Below are 17,649 nucleotides of genomic sequence, written 5' to 3'. Positions count from 1 at the left end.
CGACACCAAAGAGATGTAACCGTTATTGCTCACCCCTCTCCCCATTGTATATTGGCATCTCGTGAGTCTTTAATAAAAGTTTGCTGACCACCACCGGGATAACAATCAGCCGGATTCTGGGGGGCGACAATTCCTTGATAAACCGTTGTTCCCGCAGGCAAAGTCACTGATACCACTTTGGTCGCTTGGTTGGGAGTAATCCACTTTTGATCGAGGGCTAAATTTCTGATCGCCTCCACATTGGTGGCATATTGATCCGTGGTCAGAAAACGACCTTTTTTGCTATTTTCGTCACTATAATAACGGAAAAAAGTCTGGGGTTTTTCTAGGGTAATTGCCTGACATTCACTATTGCGAAAAGTGATGGCAAGATCTGGAGGAAGGGGACAGGAAGGAGCCTGATCTTGAGCCAATATTTTCCGAGAATTGAAAGTCAAATTTTCGGGTAAACTATTGGTTAATGTACTGGCTGCGATGCCTAAAACAAGACTAAAAATAAGCGAACGGCTCTCCTCGTTTCTGTGTGGAAGGAAGAAGAATAGAGATAATTTTCCAGAAATATAGTCTTCAAAGTCTTGCCGTCGCTAAGACTCCTACGAATGATCAGCACTGATGATCACACAAAGTCGAGAAGAGCCAGCGAACTGGCTTTCATCTTTACTGATTAAGAGAAATTATCCTCGATTTTATCGGACTGAACCGACTTAAAATCTTGATTTCGCCCACTGGCAACAATTCTTAACTAGGGTTTGCGGCAAAAAGTTTGTTGGTGGGGACAGGGTGTGGGGTGTGGGGTGTGGGGTGTAGGGTTTTAGCGATTTTGAGGGGGTCAATTACCTAATTTTCAGGGAAAAAGTCCCTGAATTTTCCCCCGATCACTCCCATATCCGGTACTTTTTGATTGACAAAAGGTCTAAAAGTGTTACCCAACAAGGGTTTCAGATTTATTCAGCCAACCTTAACTAATTTTCTTCATGCTCCCAACCCTAACCCCGATTAGCTCCCTAGTAGAAAAATTACCGCCATTGTCTGTCAACTTTCCTCGCTAGTGTGGGCAAATTAGGAAAAGAATCGTTAAGATCAAAAAAACTTAACATTAATCTTCTTTACAAAATACCCCATTTGTGCTATGAAAGACGCTATTGATATTTTGATGGAAAATTTGAGCCAAAGCATCGTCGGCCAAACCAAATCGATTCGCATTGTACTGGTGGCTTTGCTCAGTGGTGGTCACGCTCTCCTCGAAGATGTCCCCGGAGTCGGCAAAACCCTGTTAGCCAAATCCTTAGCGCGTTCAATTAACGGTCGTTTCCAACGGGTACAATGCACCCCTGACCTCCTCCCTAGTGATATCACGGGAACCACGATTTGGAACCCCAACAGTCGCGAATTTGAATTTATCCCCGGCCCCGCTTTTGCTAACGTCCTGTTGGCCGATGAAATCAACCGGGCCACCCCGCGCACCCAATCGGCACTTCTAGAGGTCATGGAAGAAAAACAAGTTACCATCGATGGAGAAGCGCGTCCGGTCCCCCAACCCTTCTTTGTTATTGCCACCCAAAATCCGATCGAATATCAAGGCACTTTTCCGCTTCCAGAAGCACAAATGGACCGTTTTGCCGTTTGCCTGAGTTTGGGTTATCCCAGCGCCACAGAAGAATTAACAATGTTACAAAGACAGCATTCTCAGGAGACGGTTAAATCTCTAGAAGCTTGTATTTCCTTAGAAGAGGTGGGAGAATTGCAAAGATTAGTCAGTCTGGTCAAGGTAGCTCCTGCTTTACAGCAATATATCGTCGATTTAGTCCGCGCTACCCGTGATCATGAAGATATTAGTTTGGGAGTCAGTCCCCGGGGTTGTGTGGTTCTGCAAAAAGCAGTTCAAGCTTACGCTTTCCTCGAAGGTCGCGATTATGCTATCCCCGATGATGTTAAGTTTATTACTCCCTACGTCTTCTGCCATCGTCTGATTCCTAGTCACGGTCGTCAAGCTAAAGCTATCGTGGAAAGACTTCTGCAATCGGTGGCGATCGAGGATCGCATCTGTGCTTAAATTTCAGTTATCGTTGACATCCTCACCGTCCGTTTACGGCGGTGAGGATGTCAAGACTAATCTAAATACTGCGGGAATCAGTCGAGAGAGATATTTTCAGTTATTTGATCAAGTTTAGTCTTTGTTCCGAGGTGGTTGGGTAACATTCGTTAACCCAACCTACAAGATCAGCGATCGCAATACCAGCGAATTAGCCCTGGCGTTTGCGGAGAGTAACAAGACCTAAACCCCCCATCGCCAACAGACCCAGCACCGATCCCGGTTCGGGAGTCGCGGCAGATGCGGCAGTAAAGGAAAGGGTTGAATTGTTTTTATCAACAACACCCGTCAAAAAGTTACCGGAACCAGCATTGATAGGAGATAAAATACTTCCAAAAGTGCCGGGTAGAAAATTGAGCAGACAATTTTCCTAAAGCTCGCTCTTTTAAATGAAACAATTGAATGTCCGAATTGCCATGAAACCTTGGACAGAATCAATCAGACAGAGTATAACCTAGTCAGAGATTTGTCAATATTAGGCAATCGAGAACGTAGGTTGGGTTGAAGCATGAAACCCAACGCCCGCTCATGTTACGCTACCGCTAACCAATCCTTTTTTCTCTTCATTATTATTCATAATTCATCCCCTCTATCTTACTACTTAATTTCAGAACACTTACGCCACCTTATAAGTTTGATGGCTCTCTTGAGTATTGCGGACAAAATGTTCTCCCATAATAAACAAGAGAGCCGCTTTGATTATGCAGGTTGCAGTTCAGCAATAACCGTTGACGCAATCGCATAAGCCGCTTCGGTAGATAGTTTTTCGGCTTCTGCTCGTGTATCAATGGCATCTAAAAAGTAACTCTCGCACAGAACACAAATCGGACAATTTGTCTCTTCAGACTCAGAGAGAACGGTTACACTATTTTCCATTACACCGAAATCCCTTTGTCCAATTGCATTAGCAACCGCAGTCGAAAGTTTTTTGGCAAAAGCGATCGATTTTGGTTTAGCTTTGGTTGGGTGAACCATTACACAAGTGTAGTGAGGTTTTCTGTCCGTAGCATTGTGATGCAAACTGAGAAACATGGAATGATCTGCGGCTTTTTGTCCGATCAGATCGCGCGGATCGCTTGGTGGATCGAAAATCTCGGCTGAAATGTTTGCTTTATCTAGTTCCGCTTTCACGATCTTGGCTTGCAAAAGATTCATCTCATATTCAGGAGTCCCATCTTTTGCATCAGTACCTGAATGGATGGGGGAATGACCAGGATCGATTAAAACAGAAGCTGGACGAACAGAAGGATGGTCCATAATCTGATTCCAAGTCCGTTCATCTACTATCCCTGTTACTTCAGATTCTCCTAAATGATCCCGTTGGAAATTTTCAACAGCCTGTTTGGTTTTGGGTCCAAAAATCTTGTCAACCCGACCACAGTTAAAGCCAATTTCATTAAGTTTGGCTTGTAATTGTCCAACTTGTAACCCTTGACTGCCTACTTGTAATAACATAAACTTGTCCCCTCCAATCTCTCGTAAAAGTTTTTGTTTTTTGTGCTTCTGGATAGCATCGATTTATGATGTAGTCTGCATACCCTAAAAAATTAAACAAACGGTGAGTTTTCACAGCGTCCCCCCTATTCTGAAAAAACTCACCAGAAGCCTTTATCTCGCCCCTCACACCTGATCGAATCGGTCTCCTATCCGAACTGTCCCGTATCGACCCATTCACTCTTGATTAGCGACCACCAATCAGTTGCCAGACCATCGAGGACGTACTTGTAGGGCAGCCAGCCGTAGCCGGCGCTTCCCCATCCTGTCCCCCAAGAGTTGCGAATCAGCAAGGCACCGGTGGTTTCAATGCCACCAGGGTTGGTGTTCTTGATCTTGAGGTTGTCGTCGTAACCAACTGCGTCAATGGCGTGACCGCCTTCAACCCGTTCGCCGCGAGTTGGATAGGGGATCTTACCGCCATTGGTGTTGGCCTGACTGATAGAACTGTAAACAGTAAAGCCAAACATTGAGGGCAGCCCATTTGCCAAGTAGGTTTTAATCTGAGTTAATAGGTTGCTCGGTGTCGTTCCTGGGGGGTCGAGGCGATAGTAAGAGATCGCCTGATAGCTTTGGGCAAAAGCGTAGCAGAATGCCGACGGCTCTTTGTCAAAATCAGCGATATTGTAGGGATAGTATTCTTCTGGTGGTACGCCAAACAAGGTGAGGGCGTACATTGTTGAGCGTAAGAATGCCCCCGTATCTCCCGTCCATTTGAGCAAGTTGCGCGTCACTTTGTAAAGAAAGAGGCGCGAGGCATCGAGGTGTTTGCCAAAAGCTCGCCGCTCAAAATACTCCACCAGTCCGACCCCGGCGTGGGCCGTACAAGAACCGATAGTTTTTTGATCTTCGATTGGGGAACACCACGCCCTCAAGTCCACGCTGGCCGGCAGCGCTGCTGGGGCAGATGTCGTTGCTCCCACTTTGGCCAGCATTTGCTTGACAGATGGCTGTCCCAAAGCTTGCAGTTTGGATGGTACGCGTTCAGATTGAAAAGTGACATCACGAATATCGGGATAGTCGGGCAACCATCCCATTGCGGGAATTACAAATGTTTCACTCATTTTTCCTTTCCTCCTAAGTCGTTACTCACTAGCCCTTGGCTATCTGAGAAGCCTTTACTCTCGGACTTGGAGCGTGACAGTAAATCGTTCGACAATTGACGGCTCTCCCTGCCACTCTCGCCAGAGCTTAAGCTTTAGTTGGCCTATCCCAGCCCGTTGCGCTTTAAAGGTCAGGACTCTCTGACCGCCCCCGCCGACTTTCGACTCCCCGGCAGGTACATACTCAGAGGACTGCAGCTCCACTAAATCGCCCCCGCCGCCATCAAGCGCCCACTGAAAGCCGGTAGTGGGATTCTCGTCGAGGGACAGTAGCAGTAGGTCATTGACCTGCATGGTGATGGATTTGCCGTTGTCAGTGCGAGTAAGGGTTAGCATTGTATCTTGACCGTTCCCTCCTTTCGGGTTCCACTCTGTCGCCCCACAGCCCTGGGAAAAGACCGGGGAAAGCACGAGGATTAGAGTTATGACAATCGCAACGGCCCACTTAAGAGAACGATCCATTATTTTCCTCCCTCGTCTCTATAACGGCCACAGGGATTTACTCTCGTTATTGCAGTTGGAAAATCGCGCCAAGCGCAGAAGAAACTGGGAAACGATCTAATTTAATTATCTCTTGCTTTGTCCACCGAGAGATGGTAGGATGAAAGGTTTGTGATTTTTCTTAATAATCGCCCTCGCCCACACGCGCCTCAAATACCCTTCAGAGCAGCCCTATCCGTAATTTGAAATAACTCCTCAATGCTCCCCCATTTCGCCCCCCTTGAGGAGGGAATTGCCAGGATCAAAACCCCTAGCGGGGGAATAACAACGACTAGCAATTAAACCCAAAACTAACCACCAGAGGGTACTAACTTGGGGACGATACCAAACCGTATCAAAAAAACCGTGGGCAAGAATTCCGGCCATAGCGGCAATTGCCCCAATTAACCAAAAGCCTTGACTATCCATTTTATCCCGTAAAAGTTTGATTTGATGGATGCCTTGGCCGATAGTTGTGACTAATAACCAGAGGAAACAGGTAAAACCAATGATTCCCGTTTCTACCATGATTTCTAATAGCACAGAATAGGCACTTAAAGCCGTGTATTTTGGCTTCATGAATAGGGGGTAAATTTTCTTAAAAGCATCATTACCCGGTCCGATGCCCAAAAGCGGATAAGTTTGAATCATGCGAATAACTGCATCCCAAACATTAATCCGAAAGTTATTACTACTATCTTCCCGGCCCGCGAAAATACTCATCACCCGAATTCGCAGCGGCTCCACCAATAAAATCGCCCCTAAAATCACCACGGCTAAACCACCTAAAACTAAGGGTAAAAGCCAGGTTTGCCAAAATAACGGTAGATAATTTTTGAACCAATAAAATAATAGCAATAAGAAGACAATTCCTAAGACCATCAAACCAATCCAACCGCCACGACTCTCGGTAAAAAATAAACAAGCACCATTGGCTAAAGTTAATAAAGCCGCTAAAATTTTCGGTAGCCATCCTTGCCATACAAACAAGGCTGCACTGCTAAAAGCAATACCGGGTAATAAATAACTAGCTAATAAATTAGGATTACCGAGATAACTATAAACCCTAGTATCCCCCGCTAATTCTGAAGTGGGATCGTTCCAAGTTGCTAACTGTTCCGCACCAAAAATTTGCTGACGAATGCCGTAAACGCTCACTGCTAAGGCGGTTAAAACTAAAGTAGTCAGAATCCAATTTGTCAGGCGTGGTGAGCGCATGATTCGGGCAGTAAAGGCAAAAAAGATAAGATTGAGAGTTAATTTAATTAATCCTTCCAAAGCTGCCATTTTAACGGGAGAAAAAGCCGTAGAAACCGTGGCAATTCCCCAATATAAAAGTACCAAAAGATGTATGGGTGTCACCCCAATTTTGCCTTCATCCACAAGGGTTAAGAGTAGCCAATAACCCGCTATTGCTAACAGCAAAAAACCGATTTGACTGGTGGATAAAAATGGTGCGGTGGCGATAAGGAGAGAGATTAACAGCGCACCCATCAGTTCTGTCCACTCCACAAACCGGCTACCCTGTCGCCATTGACTAAAAAGGCCGACTAAACGATGCAGATAGCTATATTTTGACCAAGAAGCGGGCGAAAAGTTCAATAGGGTGATTTGTTTCCAAAAAGCATTCATAGGGTTTTTAGTTGCGGTTGTCACCATCACACTTTGATTAAGATACCGATTGTATCTTAATTGTTGACTCTTGGGAGCCAAAAGAGTTTCAGTCTGGTGTCTGAGGATAGCTTCACACAGTCAAAACCTAATAGCATAACCAGTCTAAGCATGGAGTGAACGTAAAGCTTGACCTAAACGAGTTAAGCCTTGGGAACAGTCAAAACGATCGAGATGTACTTCAATAAATGATAGGCGATCGATGTTACCCTGGGCAATTGATAAAGCCTTTTCTAATTCCCCTTCTGTCCTGACTTGACAACTCCAACTTTCCCCGTTAAATACTGCTGGTAATTGGTGATATTTCCACGGTTGTAGATCATTATAAATATTATCCTGAATTACCCGCTCGATCGTGTAACCATCGTTATTAATTAAAAAGATAATTGCATTGAGATGGTGACGGATAATTGTCGAAAGTTCTTGGGCGGTCATTTGAAAAGCACCATCACCCACAAAGACGATAGGACGAGTATTGGGTGCGGCAAAAGCTACTCCTAAACAGGCGGGAATTGAATAACCAATAGAGAGATAAAATGCTTGACCAATAAAGTCGGTTTTTTGAGGCATTAATAAATCAATTGTGGCAATAATTGCATCCCCTGTATCGGAAATAACAAAAGATTCTTGAGCGATAAAATGATTCATTCGCTCATAAAAACGAGCATTAGTTAATTTTTGCTCTGGCACGGGTATGAATTCTAAATCTTTCAATTCGGCCGCGGGTTTAATCTCTAGTGTAGCCGCTTCTTTGTGACTTAGCTTATCAATTAAACCATCGATAAAATCCCCTAGGAATACTGGTTGATAAAAGTGATGTTTAATTTTTACTTTCTCCGAATTGGCATTAATCAAATTATTGGGATTTAAATTAGCCGTAAATCCGCCTAAATTCATATCGGACATAATCGCCCCCAAACAGAGGACACAATCGGCATTTTCCACCCGCTGCTGAACGTATTCGCGACTTAATGCCCCCACATAAGTGCCGATAAATTGCGGCTGCATTTCCGAAATTGACGACTTACCTAAAATAGTGGTGGCTAAGGGATAACCCGTTACTTCTAAAAGTTTCAGCAACTTATCTTGGAGTTTAAACCGATGGAATTCTACCCCCGCTAAAATAATTGGTTTTTCCGCTTTTTCTAATAATAAAACCGCTTCTTCAATGGCTTCTTCTAAAGCGGCGGCATCCGTGAGATTATCGGTTAAATAAATTGGCTTTTCTGAGGGGATACAGGGACGATAGACCAGATCCCGGGGAATTTCGATATACACGGGACGTTTGTGATGCAAACAAGCTGCTAAAGTTTGATCGATTTGACTGGCTGCTTGGGCAGAATTAGTTAGAATAACCGAGGCAACCGTGACTTTTTCCATGATGGAAAATTGCAGATTATAATCGCCCGTGGTGTGGTGTAATAATAAATTATCCCGGCGAATCGAGCGATCGGAAGCCCCACTAATTACCACCAGGGGAACTCTTTCAGCGTAAGCACCGACCACAGCATTAACCAGGCTAAACCCCCCGACTCCGTAGGTGACACAGACAGCGCCCATACCTTTGACTCGCGCGTAGGCATCGGCGGCATAACCTGCGTTAAGCTCATTACAGGTGCAAACTAATTCGATCGGACTTTCCACCAAAACATCCATCAAATCGAGGACATAATCCCCCGGCACCCCGAAAACATGATTAACCCCTAAACTATGGAGACACTGGCATAAATATTCGCCGATTGTGATCATAGCAATTTTCTCCCCTGTGTTGGCACTTTCACGCCGATCATAACGATTTTTTCAAAAAATAGGCTCATGCCCAGTAATAAACTGGAAAGTAAAAATCAGGAAACCTTGATTATATCTAGGCGATGGTGATCAATGCTATAGTATAAAGTCTGGGGTTTTTTCTTGGGTGTAAAAAAATATCTGCGGCACTTTTTCAGGTATAATTTTTATAGAAGATTCCCTAAGACTTTGGACTTAACTAAGGCTGACTGTTAATGATTTTTACTGAATTGGTTTTGCAAAATTTTGGACCCTACGCCGGTCGTCAAGTGATTAATTTACGTCCTGAAAAAGATAATAGTCCCTGTCCGATTATCCTTTTGGGAGGCATGAATGGCGGCGGTAAAACTACTTTAATGGATGCGATTCGTTTGGCTTTGTACGGTGCGCGGGCAAAGTGTTCTACTCGCAATAATTTAAGTTATGCCGAGTTTCTCAGTCAAGCAGTTAATAATCAAGCTTCCCTCATCGATCAAGCTAGAATTGAACTGGCTTTTGAACATCTAGTTAATGAACAATGGCGACAATATCGTATCGTTAGATACTGGACAAAACAGCCCAAAGATGGTAGAGATACCCTCGGTATTTTAGATGAAGATTGGCCCGATCCCGCCCTAGCTAACACTTGGGATGAATATATTGAAACTTTATTACCTTTGGGTATTTCTAACCTCTTTTTATTTGATGGGGAACAGGTAAAAGAATTGGCAGAACAGGATGTACCTCCTGACAGCGTTAAGGATTCGATGCAGACTTTATTAGGGTTAGAATTAGCGGAAAGATTAGCAGTTGATCTTGATATTTTAGCTGGTCGCAAGCGCCGGTTATTAGCAGCAGAAAATGAACTGGCAACTATTGAAGCTATTGAGAAAAAATTAGCTCAGTACCAAGAAGATTTGGAATTGGCTAAACAAGAGATGGAAACTCAACAAAAAAATTTAGATTTGGTTAGAAATGATTTTGATGCAGTCTCGGATAAATTTCGCATTGATGGCGGAAAAATTGCCGCCGAAAGAAGTCAATTAGAGAGCAGAAAAAAGGATTTAGATAAAAAGTTAGATAAACAGAGAGAATATTTAGGTCAATTGGCAGGGGAATTTTTACCCTTAAAGTTAATTTTTCCTCTCCTAGAAGCGGCTAAAATTCAGGGAGAAAAAGAGCTAAAATTTCAATCGTCTCAAGTCGCTCAATCGGTTTTAGAATCCAGAGATAAAAAGTTACTTGCTTATTTAGAACAACTGAATTTAACTTTAGAACAATTAGAGAATATTAGAGAATTTTTACAGCAAGAAAATCAGTTTTTAGCTGAGGATAGCGATTCTTTGATTACTCCTTACTTAGATTTAGACGAGGAGGCGATCGAGTTATTAAATCGAGTCTTAACCCATCAACTACCGGCACAAATTAACCTCGCTCATCAAGCAATGTCACAATTAAGAAATCTGGAAGCTGACTTAGATAATTTAGAGCGAGAATTAGCAGTAGCAGCCTCTCCCGAAGAATACGAAACCCTGAGTAATAACTTAAAAACCGCTCAGAAAAAGTATCTAAATGCTCAAGCAGAATACGAGCAAAGCCACAAAAATTATGAGGAAATTAAAAAGAAAATTGAGAAAACTAAAAAAGAATTATTTGCCTATAGTGAGAAAGCTTTAGAATCGCAAAGTAACGAACATATCGTCAATGCTATTGTCAAAGCACAGCAAACTTTAAAAGTATTTAAAGAACGCTTAACTTTAAAAAAATTAAATAGATTGGAGGGAGAAGTGGCGGAATGTTTTCGTTATTTATTGCATAAGTCCGATCTGGTGCAGAAAATAGCGATCGATGCTGATACTTTTGGTCTATCTCTCTTTGGTCCAGATGGACAAAATGTGCCTAAACACCGTCTTTCTGCCGGAGAAAAACAACTATTAGCGATCGCTTTTTTGTGGGGATTAGCGCGAGTCTCCGGACGAGATTTACCCATCGCTATCGATACACCCCTCGGACGTTTAGATTCTTCCCATCGCCATAATTTAGTTGAACGTTATTTTCCCGCCGCTTCCTCTCAAGTCATCCTCCTTTCTACCGATACAGAAATTGGACAAAATGAGCTACAATTATTAGAAGAACAGGAAGTAATCGCCAGAAAATACCTGCTAGAATACAATTCCCAACAACGTCAAACTACTATTCACCCCGATCGCTACTTTTGGTAAGATTATGACTGAGATAAATTGCCAAAAAATCCTCGCCCAATTAATTCAACACCAATCAACCAGTCACCCCTACGAGAACTTAAAAAATAGTTTAGCGGCAGCCAATGGGTTTGATACAGACTTGAATCAGTTATCAGTTGACTGTTTACCGATCACTGAAAAAAACTCCCCACTTTCCACTATCCTATTAAACAGAATTGAGAATAACTAACTATTTTCTCATCGTTCAGAGCGAGGTAAAATTATAGATTATGGAATCACCGATCGAACGTTTTCGACTATCTCAAACCGCCAAAGATAGCCTAATAAAATTAAAACGCTACACCAAAATTGACCAATGGAATATCCTCTGTCGTTGGGCTTTTTGTCGTTCCCTTGCCGAACCGAGTCTCCCCTCTCCCGTTCCCATTCCTGCCGATAGCAATGTAGAATTATCCTGGAAAGTATTCGGGGGAGAAATGGCCGATATTTTCTTAATTGCCCTCAAACAACGTTGTCATCAAGACGGATTAGCAACCGATAAAGAAACTCTAACTCAACAATTTCGCCTACATTTACATCGCGGGATCGGTTATCTTGCTGGGGATACAAAGCTAAAAAAAATCGATAATTTAATCGAATTAGAGAGGGAAAATCTTAGAGAATCTTAATCAAGAATGATCTGTTTTCAGGGTGAGCGCATCTCAAACGCTATCGACAATTGACCAACTTTGTGATAGTATTTAAAGAGGAGGGGCTATCGGGGAATAAGAAAAAATGGAAAATTTAATCAAGGAAGCACTAAGCCATCGAGCGATTAATCACCCCTATTTACTTGCTTTAGAAAAAGGAGAATTTCAACATATTGATGAAGTTCTCAAAGACTTTGCCAGTCAATACGGAGCTTATAGTGACTGGTTTTCCCGTTATTTAACAGCAGTAATATCAAAGCTAGAAAATCCCACTCATCGAAATCGCCTACTGAAGAACTTAGCCGAAGAAAACGGACATCTACACGATGAAGATATCAAAGCAATTCGTAAATTAGGTATTAAGGACGAGTGGGTACAGGAAATTCCTCACCCACAGTTATTCAAGCGTTTTCAAGAAGCGATGGGAGTAGATAGCACTCCAACGCCTTGTGTTGAAGTGGAAATCTGGCGTGAATCATTCTTATCGCTGCTCCAGAATGGAAGTTCACTCCAAGCTATTGGAGCGATAGGTTTAGGGACTGAATCTGTTGTTAAATTCATCTACAAACACATTATTGAAGCGATCAAAAAACATACATCATTATCCTTAGAGCAATATGTATTTTTTCCTTTACATACAGAAGTGGAGGATGAACACAGCTTAACTTTAGTTGAGATTGCTAAAGAATTAGCCAGTGAAAGCGAACAGGCTGTTCTGGAATTACGGAAAGGAATGTTAAAAGCCTTAAATCTACGTGCTGCTTACTGGGACAATATGTATGAACGTGCGTCGGCACTAGATAAATTTTTGACATCATCAGATCAACTCAAGATTGTTACGCTGTTCACTAAAATGATTAAAAGCAAAAAGCTTTCTAATCAGGAGCAGGAACTTTTATTGCCTCAAATCAATGACGTGCGTAGGGGATTGACGGAAGACTTATCTACTGTTCCAGTGGAAAAACTACTACCCGGATTGAGTTCACTTTTGCTATACGGGATGCAAAGGGAAAAGCACAAGGAAGAAGTTCTGAACTTGTTAGATTGGCTTACAGAACCATCTGGTGAATGCAAATGTTCTCAAACAATATTAAGGCTTGCTTCACAACTTTATCATGATTTTCAAACGGTGCGACTGGGAGCATTGACCGAAAAAATTAATGAACAAAAAAGCTTGACTCATGTGCAAGCAGCTAAGGAGCTTATTTCAACAATCAGCGCCAGCAACTTAGAAGCTTTATACAACAATAAGGTTGATCAACTCAATATTGATTTTAACGTATTTCGCTTGCCATTTGCTCTAGAAGTTTTAGATGCACGCCTAGTTATAGTCAAGCCAGGAAAAACGAATGAAATGCACCGACATGCACATGAAACCGTATTTGTATTTCTTCAGGGTCAAGGAAAAGTTATTGTTGATCAATACGAAAACGAAGTCGAACCGGGTACTTTTGCTGTTATTCCCCGTTGGTGTGTGCATCAATCTGTGAACTTAGGAGAAGAAGAGCTAATTTTTCTGGCGATAGCTGATTTCGGATTAACTGGCAAAAGTTTCATGGGCAATTACTTACACAGTGCTAGACTAAAACAAAATTAGTGCAAATTTTATCACGTTAGATAGGTATGAAAGCAACACAAGAAACCAAAAAACTTTACGACGAAAGTGCAGGAGACTGGCAACGAGTAAGCTAAACGGCTTTTACTTCGGATCACCGATATAGACTCCAAAAGGGTTATAGCTATTGGATCATGCAGGTTAAGCGCCGTTTAGCTTAGAACCGATTTTGCTTTCTGATTACTCCGCGCGTCCGTTTGTCATTGATTTATGTGAACCGATTGTCAACAAGAATATATTAGATCTAGGCTGTGGGGAAGGTTATGTAGGAAGAGAGTTAATTAACCGAGGCGCTCAATATGTTCATGGGATTGATATTTCATCGCAAATGATCGAGCGGGCCTTGATTCAAAAAAACGAGTATCAGATTACTAATGCTTCTTATGAAACTGTTGATATTCGTGATTTTGCGGTCACTGAGTCCGAACAATACGATTTAGTTCTGGCTATGTTTTTGTTCAACTACTTAAATGTTTCAGAAACTATTAGCACGATGCAAAAAGCCTACCAACTTTTGAAATTCGGTGGATATTTCCTGTTCGCCGTCCCCCATCCCTCTTTACCTTTTCTGAAAAAAGATAAGTTTCCGTTTTATTTTAAACCGAAAGCCGGTTATTTTTCTGGGCGCAATCAATTATTCCCCGGTGAGATTTGGCGCAGAGATAGAAAAGCCGTCGCCGTGCAATGTGTTCATAAAACTATGGAAGATTACTTCACATCTCTTCGTTTAGCAGCCTTCACAAAAATGCCAGAAGTTTATGAACTAAAAATTAATCAGGAACATTTAGAACTAGACCCGGAATTTTTTACTCCGCTTATTGACCTTCCCCTTCACGTTGCTTTCAAAATTCAAAAATGATTATACCAATTTATGATCCTAATATTTCATTACTGACTTGGAAAAAATTGCCTGATCCTTCTCAACTATTTTTTCATTTACCCAAATCATTAGTCTTGGATTTACTAAAAAGAAGCAATCACAAATGGCTTGACAAACCCAACGAAATAGGACAGGAAACAGTCAATAAAAATCTTGATTTTTTCCTACCATTTCGTGAGAAATTGCTCCAGGAACCAGGAATAATTATTTTCCGATTAGAACCGGAATTAACAGAAACAGAAATGCGATTAATTTATGCTTTCATTTCTCGCACTTTTGGACTGCTAAACCACCGCTATGGCTATTTTTTTGATGTAATCGATCGAGGAATGGATTACACTAAAGAAGCTATACCCGTTTCGATGACGAATGCAGAAACTGGCTATCATACCGATAGTACAGCCAAAAACTACTTCCCTGATATTGTTGGCTTACTGTGTCTTGCTGCCGAGGATGAGGGAGGAGATTCCCTGGTAGTAAACGCCGCCAATTTGTATCAATATTTCTGGCAACACCAGACACAGCTAGTTCCCTATCTTTACGAACCTTTGGCGCGGGATGTGATTACACCGGGAGAGATTAATTCTCAAGAAGCTATTCAAAAGAATAATTTCCCCTTATTCTCAGCCGATTCTCAGGGTCTGGTTTTTCGTTATATGCGGTACTGGATTGAAGTCGCTTACTCCAAACTGGAAATAGCGCAACCGGAAGCTATCACAAAAACACTTGACATAATCGACAACTTTTTTTCAGAACCGGAAAATACAGTCCGCTTCAAAATGAAAAAAGGTGATGTATTTTACGTTAATAATCGCTTTTTATGCCACAATAGAACCGCTTTAAAAAATTCAGGAAAACCTCGACAGATGGTGCGTAGTTGGATTAACCTTTAAACAAAATACGTCCAGGCGAGAAAGTGGACCGGTCAAGGTACAGATTACGATGACCTCAACCTCCTTTTCACCCCTTCAGTGCTTCAAACTCATCTTAAAAAACCTTCGGTCGGCCTAAAGTAGTGATATAGATAACTGCTTCATCCCAGGGAATTCCTAAAACTTCATTAACTTGATCATCAAAAAAACCACCGATACCACTAACCCCTAACCCCAGATGAATAGCGGCTAAATTTAATCTCTGTCCCAAATGACCCGCATCTGCATGAAGATAACGATAAACTCGATCGCCATATTTAGCCACTGCTTTTGACAGATCCGCCGTATGAAAAACCACAGCAGCCGCATCCCGTCCCAAATCCTGACCTAAACAGAGATAATGTAACTCTTGCCAGAAATTTTTAAAGCGAATTTGCCGCAATTCTTGGGCTTTGGGAGCATAATAATAACAGCCTTCCTCTAATCCGGTTACTGCCGAAACAGCGATAAAAGTTTCCAATAAATCCAGAGCAAAATAATCGGGATTGGGATCGAGATTTTGGCCGGCATAATCTTGGGGTTGATAGGTGAAATGCAGCAAGGCTCGCAATTCGTCTAAACTGAGACTAGCGCCACTATAAGCGCGGGTAGATCTGCGTTTAAGAATCGTACTTTCGAGATCGATTAAATCTTCCCCCCAATTGACGGGACGGGATGTCACGGAAACTTTTAGACAAAAAGGAAAATTATATTTATCTTCCCAATTAGAGGGGGTAACAGTTGCTTCTATCTTCTCATCTGTAGCTATGATAGTGGCTCGGTGTAGGGAGTTTAATAATTCTCCCTCGGGAATTTCGGGATAAAGAGTCGTGGTTGCCGAAGGGAGTGCCGTGGTACTATGGGGGAGATTTTGCCGGATATTGAGCAGATCTGCCAAAGGAATCACCGTCATGACACTTTCTTTCTCGGAATCGAGATAAAGCAATTCATTCATCTGGATATCGTTAAAACCACCGATTAAATGGGCGCGATAGTCATTAATCGAGGCTGATAGCTCAATATTGCCTAATAAATGCCCTGTATCGAGGAAAATACGCCGATAAGCTCGATCTTCGTAGCGCCAAGCGGACCGATAAAAAATGGCACTGGTAACTACAGCGATATCGGTATTTTCTAAAACAGGATTCCAGAAACAAGCAGATTGTAGGTTGGTCCAGACATCACTTTCCCAGAATAAAAGCAGCGAGTGACTTTGACCTTGGTAACTGTAGAGACCGGCGGGTAAAAATTCCGTGCCACGGGAGATCAGATAGACCTCGGCGGGGTATAATCCACCAGCAGAGGGTGCGGAACGTAGGTACAAGGGACTCCCCATAGTGGCGATTTTGGCAGTTAACCCATAGCTAAAGCCCAAAATTCGCGATATACGTCGCCAAAAGTCTCCTTTTTTGGGAACCGTTTGACGGGAGAGGTAGGGTTTGAGATCGAAAGTCTGACCGATTTTGTATTCTTTGAAGGGATAGGGTTGTTGACTCCAATCAAGACCTTTACTTTTTGAGGCGATCGTCTGGGGGTCGTATTTGGTACGCTCGTGGTAGTATTCGGCGATCGAGATTGGCTGATCTGGCATGATAAAGATAGGCTGTCTAAGCTTTACTTTTTAGTTTGACATACTCCCACCGCTATTTAGAAAACGGGTTTCTTTCAGAAACCCGTTTTCTAAAATAAAATTATGACTACACCTAGCTTCACCATTCCCCAATCTGACCCTCCCCTTTCCCCCCGGCAATCCTTGCCGACGATGTATGATTTACCTAGCGACAATCCACTTGAACCCGGTTTGCCTGACGAATTTCACCTATTACAACCTCAGTTATTACTGCTGACTTTCCAGCCTCCCAACTGGGAACCAGACCTAGTTTTTAGCGCCGCTGACCTCAACCTTTACTACGATGTCAGACACCCTCAATGGTACAAGCGTCCCGATTGGTTTGGGGTGGTTGGTGTTCCTCGCCTCTACGATGGCCATGACCTGCGCTTAAGCTATGTGATTTGGCAGGAAGGGGTTTCTCCGACGATTGTGGTGGAATTATTGTCTCCAGGTACGGAAAATCAAGATTTAGGAGAAGAACTACGCCAACCAGGGGAACCGCCAACTAAGTGGACAGTTTATGAACAGATTCTGCGGATTCCCTACTATGTGGTTTTCAGTCGCTATACTAACCAACTTCAAGCGTTTGAACTGGTAGGCGGTTATTACCAACCCGTAGCTTTAGTGCAGGGACGCTTACCGATTCCTCCACTGGAATTGAGCTTGGGTTTGTGGCAAGGTTCCTATCGGGGGATTGAGCGGCTATGGTTACGCTGGTTGACGCTGGAGGGAGAGTTGATTCCCCTTGCCGATGAGGAGTTAATTGCGGCGAAACAAGAGGTTTCTGCGGCTAAACAAGAGGCTTCTGCGGCTAAACAACGAGCAGAACAACTAGCGGCACGATTGCGGGAATTAGGGATAGATCCTGAAACCTGAAGGCTCTAAAACCCCCCAAAAAAGAGAGAGGAAACCCGCGCCTCCTCTGGAGGTGGGACATTATTTTCTCGCTTTGCGGACAGCACCCCCTAGCATTAAACCGCCCAGTGTGATTTGACACTCCCCGCCGTAAAACGGACGGGGATTCTTGGTTCAACGACAGGGCTTAAAAATCTAAAGGAAGTGTAACCTTCACCCTACGACCAAATACCCCATCTAAAGATGCAAATATCGAGCCAGTAGCAATAGACCCCT

At 42.8% G+C, this 17,649-nt stretch carries 15 protein-coding genes and 2 pseudogenes; 9 read left to right on the top strand and 8 right to left on the bottom strand.

Annotation, left to right across the window (positions count from 1 at the left end):
• Window positions 1-29: 29 nt before the first annotated feature.
• Window positions 30-560 carry a hypothetical protein gene (locus IM322_RS03110; RefSeq protein WP_353737487.1) on the bottom strand — a complete coding sequence of 177 codons (531 nt, stop codon included), beginning with the start codon at window positions 558-560 and terminating at the stop codon, window positions 30-32.
• A 569-nt stretch (window positions 561-1,129) separates the two neighbouring features.
• Here IM322_RS03110 and IM322_RS03105 point away from each other — a divergent pair.
• Window positions 1,130-2,053 carry an AAA family ATPase gene (locus tag IM322_RS03105; protein WP_287676181.1) on the top strand — a complete coding sequence of 308 codons (924 nt, stop codon included), beginning with the start codon at window positions 1,130-1,132 and terminating at the stop codon, window positions 2,051-2,053.
• Between the two features lie 190 nt (window positions 2,054-2,243).
• On the opposite strand, the gene IM322_RS23145 is transcribed toward IM322_RS03105, so the two are convergent.
• Window positions 2,244-2,384, bottom strand: coding sequence for a PEP-CTERM sorting domain-containing protein (locus tag IM322_RS23145; protein WP_353737486.1), 141 nt, complete (start codon window positions 2,382-2,384; stop codon window positions 2,244-2,246).
• Between the two features lie 57 nt (window positions 2,385-2,441).
• Here IM322_RS23145 and IM322_RS03100 point away from each other — a divergent pair.
• A pseudogene (locus IM322_RS03100) lies at window positions 2,442-2,579 on the top strand (ISL3 family transposase); the annotation flags it as partial.
• 212 nt (window positions 2,580-2,791) lie between these two features.
• Here the strand turns inward: IM322_RS03100 and IM322_RS03095 are convergent.
• The 5 genes from IM322_RS03095 to IM322_RS03075 form a co-directional block, all read right to left on the bottom strand.
• A complete protein-coding gene (locus IM322_RS03095; RefSeq protein ID WP_287676180.1) occupies window positions 2,792-3,547 on the bottom strand; it encodes an N-acetylmuramoyl-L-alanine amidase in 756 nt (251 codons plus the stop codon).
• Between the two features lie 188 nt (window positions 3,548-3,735).
• Window positions 3,736-4,650: a C1 family peptidase gene (locus IM322_RS03090; protein ID WP_287676179.1), complete on the bottom strand. Its 915-nt coding sequence runs from the start codon at window positions 4,648-4,650 to the stop codon at window positions 3,736-3,738.
• Between the two features lie 54 nt (window positions 4,651-4,704).
• A complete protein-coding gene (locus IM322_RS03085; protein WP_287676178.1) occupies window positions 4,705-5,100 on the bottom strand; it encodes a protease inhibitor I42 family protein in 396 nt (131 codons plus the stop codon).
• A gap of 285 nt (window positions 5,101-5,385) precedes the next feature.
• Complete coding sequence (locus tag IM322_RS03080) at window positions 5,386-6,801, bottom strand: IctB family putative bicarbonate transporter (protein ID WP_287676177.1); 1,416 nt, start codon at window positions 6,799-6,801, stop codon at window positions 5,386-5,388.
• Window positions 6,802-6,945: 144 nt separating this feature from the next.
• Window positions 6,946-8,589 (bottom strand): alpha-keto acid decarboxylase family protein, encoded by a 1,644-nt coding sequence (locus IM322_RS03075; RefSeq protein WP_287676176.1) that lies wholly within the window; start codon window positions 8,587-8,589, stop codon window positions 6,946-6,948.
• 254 nt (window positions 8,590-8,843) lie between these two features.
• Here IM322_RS03075 and dndD point away from each other — a divergent pair, with 254 nt between their 5' ends.
• From dndD to IM322_RS03045, 6 genes and pseudogenes are all read left to right on the top strand, one after another.
• Window positions 8,844-10,829: a DNA sulfur modification protein DndD gene (gene dndD / locus IM322_RS03070; RefSeq protein WP_287676175.1), complete on the top strand. Its 1,986-nt coding sequence runs from the start codon at window positions 8,844-8,846 to the stop codon at window positions 10,827-10,829.
• Window positions 10,830-10,833: 4 nt separating this feature from the next.
• On the top strand, window positions 10,834-11,040 hold the full coding sequence (locus tag IM322_RS03065; protein ID WP_287076342.1) for a hypothetical protein: 207 nt from the start codon (window positions 10,834-10,836) through the stop codon (window positions 11,038-11,040).
• Window positions 11,041-11,080: 40 nt separating this feature from the next.
• On the top strand, window positions 11,081-11,479 hold the full coding sequence (dndE, locus tag IM322_RS03060; protein ID WP_286826875.1) for a DNA sulfur modification protein DndE: 399 nt from the start codon (window positions 11,081-11,083) through the stop codon (window positions 11,477-11,479).
• A 106-nt stretch (window positions 11,480-11,585) separates the two neighbouring features.
• Complete coding sequence (locus tag IM322_RS03055; protein WP_287676174.1) at window positions 11,586-13,097, top strand: cupin domain-containing protein; 1,512 nt, start codon at window positions 11,586-11,588, stop codon at window positions 13,095-13,097.
• Window positions 13,098-13,123: 26 nt separating this feature from the next.
• A pseudogene (locus IM322_RS03050) lies at window positions 13,124-13,974 on the top strand (class I SAM-dependent DNA methyltransferase).
• Complete coding sequence (locus tag IM322_RS03045) at window positions 13,971-14,888, top strand: TauD/TfdA dioxygenase family protein (protein WP_287676171.1); 918 nt, start codon at window positions 13,971-13,973, stop codon at window positions 14,886-14,888. Before IM322_RS03050 ends, IM322_RS03045 begins: the two are co-directional and overlap by 4 nt.
• A gap of 94 nt (window positions 14,889-14,982) precedes the next feature.
• Here IM322_RS03045 and IM322_RS03040 read toward each other — a convergent pair whose 3' ends face one another.
• A complete protein-coding gene (locus IM322_RS03040) occupies window positions 14,983-16,497 on the bottom strand; it encodes a SagB/ThcOx family dehydrogenase (protein WP_287676170.1) in 1,515 nt (504 codons plus the stop codon).
• A 102-nt stretch (window positions 16,498-16,599) separates the two neighbouring features.
• Here IM322_RS03040 and IM322_RS03035 point away from each other — a divergent pair, with 102 nt between their 5' ends.
• On the top strand, window positions 16,600-17,394 hold the full coding sequence (locus IM322_RS03035) for a Uma2 family endonuclease (protein WP_287676169.1): 795 nt from the start codon (window positions 16,600-16,602) through the stop codon (window positions 17,392-17,394).
• Window positions 17,395-17,649: the final 255 nt, after the last annotated feature.

This window comes from Microcystis sp. M109S1 (assembly GCF_020247025.1).
GTDB lineage: Bacteria > Cyanobacteriota > Cyanobacteriia > Cyanobacteriales > Microcystaceae > Microcystis.
The sequence above is the reverse complement of the archived record's forward strand: the minus strand, read 5'-3'. Positions and strand labels throughout refer to the sequence as shown.

Coding starts and splice junctions, on each gene's coding strand:
- IM322_RS03105 (WP_287676181.1), top strand. CDS start 1,130: ATGAAAGACGCTATTGATATTTTGATGGAAAATTTGAGCCAAAGCATC.
- IM322_RS03095 (WP_287676180.1), bottom strand. CDS start 3,547: ATGTTATTACAAGTAGGCAGTCAAGGGTTACAAGTTGGACAATTACAA.
- IM322_RS03090 (WP_287676179.1), bottom strand. CDS start 4,650: ATGAGTGAAACATTTGTAATTCCCGCAATGGGATGGTTGCCCGACTAT.
- IM322_RS03080 (WP_287676177.1), bottom strand. CDS start 6,801: ATGAATGCTTTTTGGAAACAAATCACCCTATTGAACTTTTCGCCCGCT.
- IM322_RS03075 (WP_287676176.1), bottom strand. CDS start 8,589: ATGATCACAATCGGCGAATATTTATGCCAGTGTCTCCATAGTTTAGGG.
- dndD (WP_287676175.1), top strand. CDS start 8,844: ATGATTTTTACTGAATTGGTTTTGCAAAATTTTGGACCCTACGCCGGT.
- IM322_RS03065 (WP_287076342.1), top strand. CDS start 10,834: ATGACTGAGATAAATTGCCAAAAAATCCTCGCCCAATTAATTCAACAC.
- dndE (WP_286826875.1), top strand. CDS start 11,081: ATGGAATCACCGATCGAACGTTTTCGACTATCTCAAACCGCCAAAGAT.
- IM322_RS03055 (WP_287676174.1), top strand. CDS start 11,586: ATGGAAAATTTAATCAAGGAAGCACTAAGCCATCGAGCGATTAATCAC.
- IM322_RS03045 (WP_287676171.1), top strand. CDS start 13,971: ATGATTATACCAATTTATGATCCTAATATTTCATTACTGACTTGGAAA.
- IM322_RS03040 (WP_287676170.1), bottom strand. CDS start 16,497: ATGCCAGATCAGCCAATCTCGATCGCCGAATACTACCACGAGCGTACC.
- IM322_RS03035 (WP_287676169.1), top strand. CDS start 16,600: ATGACTACACCTAGCTTCACCATTCCCCAATCTGACCCTCCCCTTTCC.